This window comes from Mycobacterium sp. (assembly GCF_032162605.1).
In the GTDB taxonomy this organism is placed as follows: domain Bacteria; phylum Actinomycetota; class Actinomycetes; order Mycobacteriales; family Mycobacteriaceae; genus Mycobacterium.
Genome location: NZ_JAVROT010000271.1, coordinates 1 through 11,001, shown reverse-complemented (window position 1 = coordinate 11,001; position 11,001 = coordinate 1). Strand labels below are relative to the sequence as shown.

Below are 11,001 nucleotides of genomic sequence, written 5' to 3'. Positions count from 1 at the left end.
AACCTCGGCAGACAAGCCGTACTCGTTCCGCAGTCTGTTTCGCATCAGAGGAAACAAGTTGGGGATTCCATCGCCTGTCGACGGTCAGGTAATTCCGCCGGGGTGTCTGTCATGTAATTCCGCCACCGGTGGGCCTCGGGTGTAGGTCTACCGGGTGGGTTTGGTGTTGTCTACGGTGCGGTAGCGCCGGGTCGTTTTCGGGGTCGGTAGGTGGGTCCGTCCATGAGGATTTGGTGGCTGGTGTTTATCAATCGGTCGAGCAGTGACTCGGCCACCACGGGGTTGGGGAACAGGTTGTACCAGTCCTTGGGCGATCTGTTTGAGGTCAAGATGAGCGGTCTGCCGTTGACGGCGCGGTCGGAGATCAGCTCGTAGAGGTCGTCGGCGTGCATGGCGGTGTGCTCGCGCATGGCGAAGTCGTCGAGGATCAGCACCAGTGGTTTGGTGTATTCGCGGATGCGTTGACCCCAGGTGCGATCGGCGTGTCCGCCGGCCAGATCGGAGAGCACTCGGGAGGTCTTGGCGAACCGGACGTCGCCGCCGCGGCGAGCTACGGCGTGGCCTGCTTGTGCCATATGGGTTTTCCCGACGCCGACGGGTCCGTAGAGGATGACCGATTCGGCGGCGTCGGGCCACCGCAGTGCGGCCAGGTCGCGCAGCATCGCGGCGGGGAGTTTGGTGTTGGCGGTGAAGTCGAAGGATTCGAAGGTCGATTGTTCCTCGAAGCGGGCTCGGCGGATGCGCCGGGTCAGGGCGGCTGATTCGCGGCGGGCGATCTCGTCTTCGCAGAGCACTTGGAGGAAATCGAGGTGCCCGAGGGTGCCGTCCCGGGTTTGGGTGAGCCGGGCATCGAGGGTCTCGAGCATGCCGGTGAGTTTGAGGGTGCGCAGCGCGTTGCGTAGTGCCGGGTCGAGGATGCTCATGCTGATGGTCTCCTGACGAGGGTCGAATGGTGTTGGTATGCAATCGGATACGGTGGCGAATTCACGCGGTCTCACCGGATTCGGTATCGAATGCAGCGGGTCCACGCAGATGGGCCGCGGCCTGCGGTGGCGCCGGTTGGGTGATGCCGTCGAGTTCGGTGCCGGCGGCGAGGATGCCCTTGATGGTGCGGTAGCTCGGATCGCCCACGGCGATTGCCCGCGCGCTGGCCGCCTCGAGTCGCGGATCGCCGACGGTCTTGCGGAATGCGAGGACGCCTTGGGCGCTGCGCAGCCGGTGGATGGCGTTGATGGCCATGAACTCGGCGATGACCTCGGTGCAGGCCGGTCCGACCTCGGTGGCCGCCCGGCGGCACCAGGTGGGGGTGCGCACGGGGAAGGCGATCTTCTCCGGCGGGTAGTGCTCGAAGTCGGTGGCCCGCCCTCACGGATGGGTCACGTTGGGTGGCACGACGTCACCGTCGTGCACGATCTGCACTACGTCGCCGCAGGTGCGGGCATGGACTTTCTGGCCCATCAGCCGCCACGGCACCGAGTAGAGCGCTTTGCCGACCTTGACGTGGCAGTCGGTGGCGGCCTTGCCCGTTGACCACACGGCGAGCTGGAACTCATTGCGCGGCAACGGTCCCAGCGCATGCTGTTCGACGGTGGAGAACACGAACCCGGGTTGTTGGCCATCGAGTGCCCGCGACTGTCGCGTCCCGGCCACCTCACGACTCCACACCACGGCCGCGGCCTGCATCTGTTGTAGCGAGGTGAACTCCCGGCCCCGCCAGAACGAGTCCTGGACGTACTGCATCGGCCGTTCCACCCGTGGTTTGTCCTTCGGCTTGCCTGCCCGCGCCGGGTCGATCAGGCAGCCGTAGTGGGTGGCCAGTTCGGCGTAGGCCTTGTTGATCTTCGGGCCATACAGGTCCGGCCGGGTGACGCCGGTCTTCAGATTGTCGGGCACCAGCCTGGCGGGGACACCACCGAAGAATTCGAATGTGGCCACATGCGAAGCGCACCAGGAGGATTGGCCCATCTTGAGGACTGGTTGCACGAACAGGTGCCGCGAATGAGCCAGCACCATCACGAATGCCCACACCGCGACGCGTCGACCACTGACCGGGTCGAACCACATCCCGAGACGGCCGTAGTCGATCTGCGCTTCGCTGCCCGGCGGCACCGGTCCGCGGGCCACGGTGACCTTTTCCCGGACCGCCTCTTCGGACAAGTTCGCCGAGATCTACCGCCGTACTGAGGATTCCGATGCGGCAACGCCATGGTCATCACGCAGTTGCTGCGCCACCGTCGCCGCACTCACCTCCGCGCGCAGCCAGCCCCGGATTCTTTCGCGATGCACTTCGATGCCTGGCCAGGTCGTAGCCCGCAGCCCGGGATCGGCGAGCTCGGGAAACCACCGAGCGGTATGCACCGCCCACCCCGCCTCGGTGATCGGCTCCCCGCCGGGAGTCAACGACTCGGCGATCGCTGGCGCCAGATACTTCGCGATCGTCTTGCGGTCGATGCCCAAACTCTCGGCCAGCTGGCGCTGTGACCGACCCGCATGCCAGTGGGTGAACAACTCGATCAGATCGAACACGTCGAAACTTCTCCTCTCCATCGGCGCCCTTCCTCACGAGTCGATCCGTGGGTCGAGCGAACCTGTGTGCGAGGCCCGCAACCGGCTGCCACACCCCCCGCGTGGGGGAATTACGTGACAGACGGGGTGGGGGCATTACGTGACGGACAACCCCTCAAGCTGGGGGAATTACCTGACCGCTGACACTGGGTGAGGAGGGCGTGTGGGGGACGTTGACACCTATTGACGACCAGGTCTGGCTGCATGCGTGGAGCCACTTTTCGACCGTCCGTCGCGTCCTGTCTTCGTTTGGATCGTGGTCAAGAGCGCGAAGAACGTTCTAGCAGTAATCTTCGTACAGTGCGAAACGGTGTGTGTGCGTGTGGCCATCACCGTTCGGCGCACAAGCATTATCGATCCGGTACGGACTGCGCGTTATGCAGCTGCACTCGTTGCCGGCCGATCAACGCCTGCAGTCGCGTGTTGCAATGGGCATCCGGATTGGTCCGACGCTGACGGGCGTTCATTGCCGCGCGAGCAGCGCGTTTTCTCGGATTCGGGGATTCGGCCACACCGGAACACCCGGGCCGGCTCTGAATCGGTAAGGGGCCCGGCGTGCCCCGCCCATACCAGCCAACGCCTCGTCAGCGTTCGCGGCGAAGCAGATACGCCGAATCGCCGGCACCAGACTCGACCGAGTCGGCGCCATAGCTTCGCGACACGACCTTGCAGACGTGCGATGCCATTGGGGCGGTCGCCGCCCGTGAGCGTCTTTGCAGCCGGCGGCCCCTTGTGCTCAGGGACCTGGTGAAGGACCGCAGTTTCCTGGCCCCTCTGCGCCGCTCGATTGAAGAGTATGGCCTTCTCGAGATAGCGCGCTCGGTCATCCACAGCCACTCGCATCGCCGGTTCGGGTATGCCGAGCCCGATCAGCCGTACTTCCGCGTCGACCAGCTGGCCTGGATGGAGTCAGCCGGACGGTGGGTCGAAGTCACGTGGAGGAGGACCGCCTCGTCGTCATCACGGCCGACACGCCGGGCACCAACGACCACCTGGCCTGACCAATGGGCCACGTGCCACGCATCACGGCGGTGGCGTGGCGCGCTTGGCGGTGCGAGGTATCCGTGCCGCAGTCGACAGCGCGCCCTGGCGCAGGATCATGGCCAGGACCGGTAGCGGGTCGTCGCCAGCTAACCAGGCCAGACGCGGCCGGCCCGAGCCGCCCATCGGACGTTTCGGTCCGTGCCGGTCCGCCAGCCGACTGGCGAGGTCCCACGGCTCAACGATGAACCGCTCGCCCTCGACGGGGGATCCCGGCGGGATGGCACGCCCGGACATATCGAGGTGCATAGCGCGGACGACGTCGATCCCGGCATCGTCCTCGAACATCCTGAATTGAGCGCCGATGCGGGGGTTGAAGTCCAGCAAGTTGTATTGGCCGTTGCGGAGATCGCGGCGCCAGTCGAGGTCGAAGACGCCCCGGTAGCCGATCTGGGCGCAGAAAGAAGCGGTGCGCGCCGCCAGCTCGGCGTTCGCGGCCACGTACCCTGCTGCGGTGGCTCCACCCCGAGGCGGCCATGACCTCACCTTCTTGCCGGTGAAGACGATCCTCGCCTTGCTATCGGCGTCGCAGTAGCCGTGGGCGATCCAGTCCTCGGAGACCTCGTCGGGGATGTACTCCTGAATCAGCGTGCGAAACGGCTCCGCCCATCTCCGGGCCAGATCGCGCAGCGCCGTGCGGCTGCGCACGACGGTGCTGAACGCGACGCTCTGGGGAACGGCCTGGCCCCGTAGCGCAGTGCTCTTCACCACCACCGGCAGCTCGAGTTCGTCGATGATGGCCTCGAGCTGGGACATCGAGTCCACGAACTCGGACCGCGGTGCGCCGACGCCGTGGCGCCGACACAGGCCGTAGAGGATGCGCTTGTCCGCCAACTGGGCAGGGAGGTCCGCGGAAATGGTCGGGAGGACGAAGTACTCCTCTAGAGCGCTACGGTGCTGGGCGACGAGAACCGCCATGTCATCGGCGGTGCAGATAATCAGGGACCGTCGGCCCATCCGACGGCCGAAGGAGGTGAGGCGGTCGATGAGCTCGTTGGGTCCGTCGCCGTGATGCGGCCGCCAGAGGACGTGTCCCGCGACATACCGCGACAAGGCGGCGGGTGCGCGGCGGTCCGCAACCACCGCGTGGACCGGGACTCCTGCTCGCCCGAGACTCCGGAAGACACCGACGCAGCCATGCAGGAGCGGGAACTGCGTCACCCACAGCACCATGGCCGGGAGCCCAGTATCCAGCTCCACGTCGGTGCGCGAGCGACGATCAACGCGTGGTACCGCGTCGACGAATCCTCGCAACCGCGAAGAGGAAGGATCCCCCGGGCCGGCGGTAGGACTCACGCCGCCGTTGGGGCTACGTGTCGGCGGCGGCCCTTGACGACGCGCGCCACGGCCGAGGCCGCATACCAGTGCACGCGGTTGAGAATAGCAAGGCTGTGACGGCCTGACCCGAGATTGAGTCATGCGCGATCCCAGCAACCCGCACGACCCCGGCCTTCATGACCGGAGCTCGACCGCTCCCCGTCGATTGGGTGTCGATCGTGCAGGCGGGCTCGAACCACGATTCCAATCTCAACCCCTTCGGAAGAGCAGCCGGTCACGACCGGCGACCTGGCCGTTCTCGCGAAAGGACTTGGCCACCGCGGTTCGATGAGGCATTCCCCCGACACTCGACAACCGACCACCCTCGAAAGGTGGCAGAGCAGCAGGTCGCTCCAGCCTGCGGACAGGGCCCAAGCCCACCGTCTTGACAAGGAATTGTCCACCGCCCTACACGGCAATTAGGTCGTGACGATTCCCCGTACGCTGCTGAGCGCCTACTCTCGGTCGAAAGCGGGAAACAACAATAGGAAGTCCGTGTCTAAAGAGGAAGCTGGGATCTCATCTTCGCTCTCCGGTCGATGGAGTACGCCCGCGCGTTATCTGTGCCTGACAATTGCCAGCCTCGTCACTGCTGCGGTCGCGTTGCCTATTGCCCCCGCGAACGCCTCCGCAGTGTTTGAGGATTTCAACGGTCCCGCCAGATCCGCACCGAATCCCGCGGACTGGAGCTTAGTCACCGGCACCGGATGGGACGAAGGCGTCGAAAGGTACCTCACCGACAACACTTTCCTCGACGGGCGTGGCCACCTCGTCATCCAAGCCGTCGAAACCGACAGCGCCTACACATCGGGGCGCGTTCAGACGAAAAACAAACTCAGCCTCGGCTACGGCACAATCACCGCGCGCATCAAAATGCCGTCGGGACAAGGATTGTGGCCAGCGTTCTGGCTGGTCGGAGCTGATGAGGACAGCACGCCCTGGCCGCAATGCGGCGAAATCGACATCATCGAATTGCCCAGCACGACGACCACGTACTACACCACGCTCCACGGCCCCATCAGCGGCGGCTCCGACACCACCAAAGGCACGCAGCAAGCCCAATTCAGCGGGCCCATCCCCGACCTGTCCACCGACTACCACGATTACTGGGTGACACGTATTCCTGACCGCATCACCGTCGGCATCGACACGACAACAGTGGGCACCTTTACGCCGCGGTCTCTGCCGCCAGGCGCCCAGTGGGTGTACAACCGGCCGATGTACGCGATCTTGAACCTGGCGGTCGGTGGTAGCTGGGCCGGCCCGCCGGACATCTCGACCCAATTCCCGGCGACGATGCTTGTCGACTGGCTCCGATGGGACCCAGACTGATATTGAGTTGATCGCTGCCCAGCTGACGGCAGATGGCAGATGGCAGATGGCCCACGAAATCTCCAGGCCTCGCTCGAGCGATTGGATGACGACCGGCACGCCGACGACTGAGGAACCTTGCCCACGAACCTAATTCGCTATAAGCACCCTGACGCGCACGAACGATGCGTACCTTGATCGGTGTCCACGCTTTGTCATAACCCGGCCAGTGGCTGCTCAAAGGACTCGTCAAATGCGGCGGCGCCGTTCGGTGTTGGCACCAACTGCCACAAGATGCGCGGCCGCATCGGCACCTGGCACTACTACTACTACTACTACTACTACTACTGCCGCAACCACGACCCCCTGCGCGCCGGCGGCGAACAATACCGCTGCCCCGAACTTGACATCCGCGCCGACGCGCTAGACACGTTCGTGTTCGACCACATCCGCGCCGCGATTACCCACCCCCAGCGGCTGCTGGCCGCCGAACAAGCGGTCACGCTGCGCACCCCGCTCCCCGACGACGAATTCCTGACCGCCGAACTGGCCCGGCTGGACCGCGAAATCGACGTCGCCGACACGGAACGGCGCCGCCTCGTCGACCTCTACCAGCGCGGGTTCATCGAACTCCCCGACTAGAGCGCCGGCACAGGAGTCTCCTCCCGCCGAAAAGAACTGCAGCACAAGCGAACAACCTCGCCCACGAACGAACCGCGCTCGCCCGTGACAACCAGCTCCGCCACCGCGTGGCACGACTTCGCCGCCCGCATCACGCTGTCATCGACACCCTCGGTGACCCATAAACAGCAGCTACTGCGCCTACCATCGAAGACGTCCGGGCCCCCACCGGCTGGCACGTCCAGATCCGGCTCCGCATCGCCCTCGACCCGCCACCACCCAACCCGCCCCACCGCACCGGCCCAACAGGCCCAACTAACCCAACAGGTAGGCCGCCAACATACCCGCGGCCAGCGTCAACCCAAGACGGTTTGAACTACCCCAGGTTTTGTTCCGATAGGAACAATGAATCGTCCTGGTTCTGATGGTGTTCTGATGGAGGCTCGGGCTATTGGATTTCGACCTGTGGTTGGTCGGTCCGTTTCGTAGCGTAGAAGATGGCTTCGAACTCTGCGGGCGGTATGTCGTGAAGGTAGCCGTGCAGGCGGCTGGTGTTGTGCCAGTGGACCCAGCCCAGGGTCGCCAGCTCGACGTCCTCGACGGTCTTCCACGGCCCGCCCCGGGTGGGCCCGTAGATCAGTTCGGCCTTGTAGTAGCCGTTCACGGTCTCGGCCAGAGCGTTGTCATAGCTGTCACCCACGGTGCCGATCGAGGGCCCGCACCGATCTCGGCGAGCCGCTCGCCGTACCGGATGGACGTGAACTGCGATCCCGCATCGGAGTGACATCTCAAGCCCAACGTGTTTCCGCGTGACCAGCGGGCCATCTCGATCGCATCGAGGACCATCGTGGTGTGCATGTTGCTAGCGACTCGCCGGCCGACGATCATCGGGCTGTGAGCATCGACGATGAAGCAGACGTAGGCCACGCCGGCCCAGGTCGGCACGAACGTCAGATCAGTCACCCAAAGCTGGTTGGGCGCAGTCGCGGTGAAGTCACGCCGAACCAAGTCGGGATGCCGCGGCGCCACCGGATCCGCCTTGGTGGTGCGGACCCGTTTCCCGCGCCGGAGAATCCTCCCTACGATCACGCCATCCTGCGATCACCTTGAACTGACTGTGCGACAGTGCTTTACGCGTATCGACCCCTAGATCAATCGTGCGTTGCAACGCGGTTAGGGCGTTGATGGCACGGGTGCGTTCAGCGACCATTTGCTCACGGGCCACGACCAGAACGGGCAACACCACCCGCTGGCCGGTGGCGCGGGGCTACCGCAGTCGCGATGTGTCGACCGCCAGAACCGAGCGTGCGATACGGACCGCGTCCAACGCATCGGTCTTGCCGATCCCGCGGCGTTGGGCGGCTGGCATCGCTGATGGTTCGGCGCCAGCAAACCTGCATCGCTGACGCGCTGGGCAAGCCCGGCACCGTAGGAACCGACACCCTCGATGACGATCAACGCTGGGTGGCCGCCGATGCTGTGGGTGATCCAGTTCAACGCACGGTCAAGTCCTGGTGGCGTGTTCGGGAACACCGCTTGATCGACCACTGCCCCGTCGCGGCGGTGACAGTGCTAATGAGTGGGTGGCCGCGTGGGTGTCGACTCCGATGACAAACAGATACTGCTCTGCGACGATGGGCATTGCGACTGACTGAGTTCCTTCCGATGGGCGACGTCGTGTTCGGCGTCGGCCCGGAAGAGAGCACTTCGAGGCAGGCCTGTAACGGGCCACGACTCGCGGCAACGAGTCGGGCAGGCTTCTATCAAGCCACCGAAGCAGTGACCGGGCCGGCGCCGCCGCCTCGATCGGGCGGCCAGATCCCGGGAAGAGCACCCATCAAGGGGCCACACGATTCATGAGTCACACCCAGCCGGACCGCGGCGACACCGATCCTGTCAGCCAGCTCCGGGCCAGCCACTGCGAATGCTTACAGGCGATTCACTTTGGCTGAGCGTCAGCACGCCGCCGACGGTCGGCTAGTTTAGCGGCGATCAGTCCAGCGCGCTGGCCGAACGCCGTCACGTCTGGATGAAGCCCGAAGCCACCAACACTGAAATGGTTGTGCATAAGAGGCACAACGGATTTGGGCATCATCACCTCCGCACCTAGCGTCGAGACGTCCTCACCATCCGCAGACAAGTAGCCCGACAGTGCGCGGAAACAGCTGCCAACACCACGACGGTCACCGTCGGGCCGGGCTGATCGGATCGGTGCCGCATCAGCCCCGCCGCGCGTAGCCTCCGCGCGCGGCGCCGTGATTTTCACTCCCCCTGGGTGGCATGGTCGGCGCTGGTGCGGCCAGGCGCAGACACGGAGCTCCATCTTGACCGTCCATGCCCGCCGTGAGCGGATCGAGACCACATGCGGGCTCATGCCCGACAGCGTCACATGCCGCCTTGGTAGTAGTCGATGATGTCGGCGCCGGAGATCGACCGCTCGGTCTTGCGCCCGAGGAAGAAGACGCTGCTGGCCGCGTCGACGGAGTGCCGGGGGTCGAGGACCCGGTCGAGGATGCTGAGCCAGAAGAAGCAGAGCGCGACGATCCGGCCCAGCGGCACCGAGCGGGTCAGCGCACGGACGAAGTAGTCGACCGACCAGCGCAGCGCCGTCCCCGCGCCGGCGACCGCGCCCGAGTCGATTCGCTCGAAGCGGCGGAACAGGTAGCGGTGGCCGCTGTCGGTGAAGCGGGTGAAGTCGTAGGGGCCTTCGTGCACCTGCTGGAGGAAGGGTGTGTCGGCGTACACGATCCCGCCCGGCCGGAGCACCCGCTCGATCTCGGCAGCAACCACGGTCGGCTCGAGGACGTGCTCGAGCACGGCCTGAACGATGACGCCGTCCATGCTGCCGTCGACCAGCGCGATGGCGTGGCCGTCGCCGATGAACTGCACCGCAAGGCTCATGTAGACGTCGAAGGAGACCAGGTCGACGGTGGGATCGGCGTACAGGTCGGCGAGGCCGTCGCCTACCGTGCCGCCGCCGACGACCAGGATCCGCGGACGGCGACCTGCGCCGGCGGCCTCGGCGCGCAACTCGGTCAGCATCCTCGCCACCTGGGTCGGCGCGGTGGTGTTGGCCGGGTGGACCAGCTTGCGCAGCACACCGGCGAAGCTCGACCGGGCCACCTCCGAGGCGCCTTCGACCGCGCGCAGCTGGTCCGCGTCGAGCACACTGTGCTCGAAGTCGACCAGGGCCGGAACCCCGGAGACGACCGGGAACGGCTTGCCGGCGTACCTGCAACTGGCGCCGGTGCACCGCCACTGGCGCCCCTCGGGCTGCACGGGGCTGTGGCAGCGCGGGCAGACGAAGAGGTCCTGGTCGACCATCTGCTGCAGGGAGAGCATGGCGGCCTCCATCAGCTAGTAAATTAGTGGCTCTACGCGGCTAAGCGTCGTTGTCGACCTCGTAGTTGGTGTTGGGGTGTGATGTTGCCAGGTGATTCCGCAGTGCAGCCCGCTGTTACCAAAATTGCGGAAGCCAACACGGCCATGCCTGCCAGCCCAGCATCGCCGTGGCACTAACTGTTCTCAATCACCTGGGGGCCTTCCCGTTCGTGTGTTCCGTAGCATCACGAATCATGAGGCCACAGGGCCATGCCCAACGTCAGGCAACCAACCGTGTCACCCGACCACAACCGGGCTTCATCACGACTAGTGCTTGGTTGCCCGCTCAGGGGGTAATGCGCGGATCCTCGAAGGCGGCGGGTTCGGCAGAGCCAATGTACTGGTGCATCTTCAGCCAGTTGAGCGCCTTGAACGGGCGTATCCGACGCTTGCTGAAGCGACAACCACCGTCCCAGACAACGAGCCTTCGATGCCTAAGCCGGAGTGCACACAGAGAGAACATGATGTTTGCCATTAAGAATTTGCCATTAAGAAAACGCCTCGGCGCTTGAAAACTCTCGCCACTGAATGACTATCGTGACCGCTCGGCAACTCTGACGGAGTCACAAAGTTGTCCTCCTCACCTCATGCTGCGCATCGCCGTTGGTGTCGCTGCTAGTGGCGGTCGTACTCCCTGTTCGTTGTGTGCGTATTGCCTTGAGCAGCACCGGCAGCGCAAGAAGTGCGCACGTGACAGACATCACCAACCAACAAAGGCACAAAACGGTTATTCCGCCCAACAGGCCCCCCGCGACGGCACCGGTT

5 protein-coding genes and 2 pseudogenes are annotated in these 11,001 nt (G+C 64.9%); 2 read left to right on the top strand and 5 right to left on the bottom strand.

The genetic code is table 11. The features are described 5' to 3' along the window. Positions 1–170 precede the first annotated feature (170 nt). The 3 genes and pseudogenes from istB to QOI01_RS16015 form a co-directional block, all read right to left on the bottom strand. Positions 171–923, bottom strand: coding sequence for an IS21-like element helper ATPase IstB (istB, locus tag QOI01_RS16025; protein ID WP_526382547.1), 753 nt, complete (start codon positions 921–923; stop codon positions 171–173). A 61-nt stretch (positions 924–984) separates the two neighbouring features. Then, positions 985–2,526: pseudogene (istA, locus tag QOI01_RS16020) on the bottom strand (IS21 family transposase). Between the two features lie 1,062 nt (positions 2,527–3,588). Next, positions 3,589–4,767, bottom strand: coding sequence for a carboxylate--amine ligase (locus QOI01_RS16015; RefSeq protein ID WP_526382545.1), 1,179 nt, complete (start codon positions 4,765–4,767; stop codon positions 3,589–3,591). A gap of 651 nt (positions 4,768–5,418) precedes the next feature. Between QOI01_RS16015 and QOI01_RS16010 the strand changes: the two genes are divergently transcribed. Together QOI01_RS16010 and QOI01_RS16005 are read left to right on the top strand one after the other, a co-directional pair. Next, positions 5,419–6,255, top strand: a complete 837-nt coding sequence (locus QOI01_RS16010; protein ID WP_526382543.1) for a glycoside hydrolase family 16 protein — start codon at positions 5,419–5,421, stop codon at positions 6,253–6,255. 273 nt (positions 6,256–6,528) lie between these two features. Continuing rightward, positions 6,529–6,876: a hypothetical protein gene (locus tag QOI01_RS16005; RefSeq protein ID WP_526382541.1), complete on the top strand. Its 348-nt coding sequence runs from the start codon at positions 6,529–6,531 to the stop codon at positions 6,874–6,876. Positions 6,877–7,303: 427 nt separating this feature from the next. Here the strand turns inward: QOI01_RS16005 and QOI01_RS16000 are convergent. Beyond that, positions 7,304–7,926: pseudogene (locus tag QOI01_RS16000) on the bottom strand (IS3 family transposase); the annotation flags it as partial. 1,314 nt (positions 7,927–9,240) lie between these two features. After that, entirely contained in the window at positions 9,241–10,197 is a 957-nt protein-coding gene (locus QOI01_RS15995) for a methyltransferase domain-containing protein (RefSeq protein ID WP_526382539.1), read from the bottom strand. Positions 10,198–11,001: the final 804 nt, after the last annotated feature.

Bases quoted from the DNA above. Each gene is read 5' to 3' on its own strand.
- istB (WP_526382547.1), bottom strand. From the start codon at position 923: ATGAGCATCCTCGACCCGGCACTACGCAACGCGCTGCGCACCCTCAAA.
- QOI01_RS16005 (WP_526382541.1), top strand. From the start codon at position 6,529: ATGCGCGGCCGCATCGGCACCTGGCACTACTACTACTACTACTACTAC.
- QOI01_RS15995 (WP_526382539.1), bottom strand. From the start codon at position 10,197: ATGCTCTCCCTGCAGCAGATGGTCGACCAGGACCTCTTCGTCTGCCCG.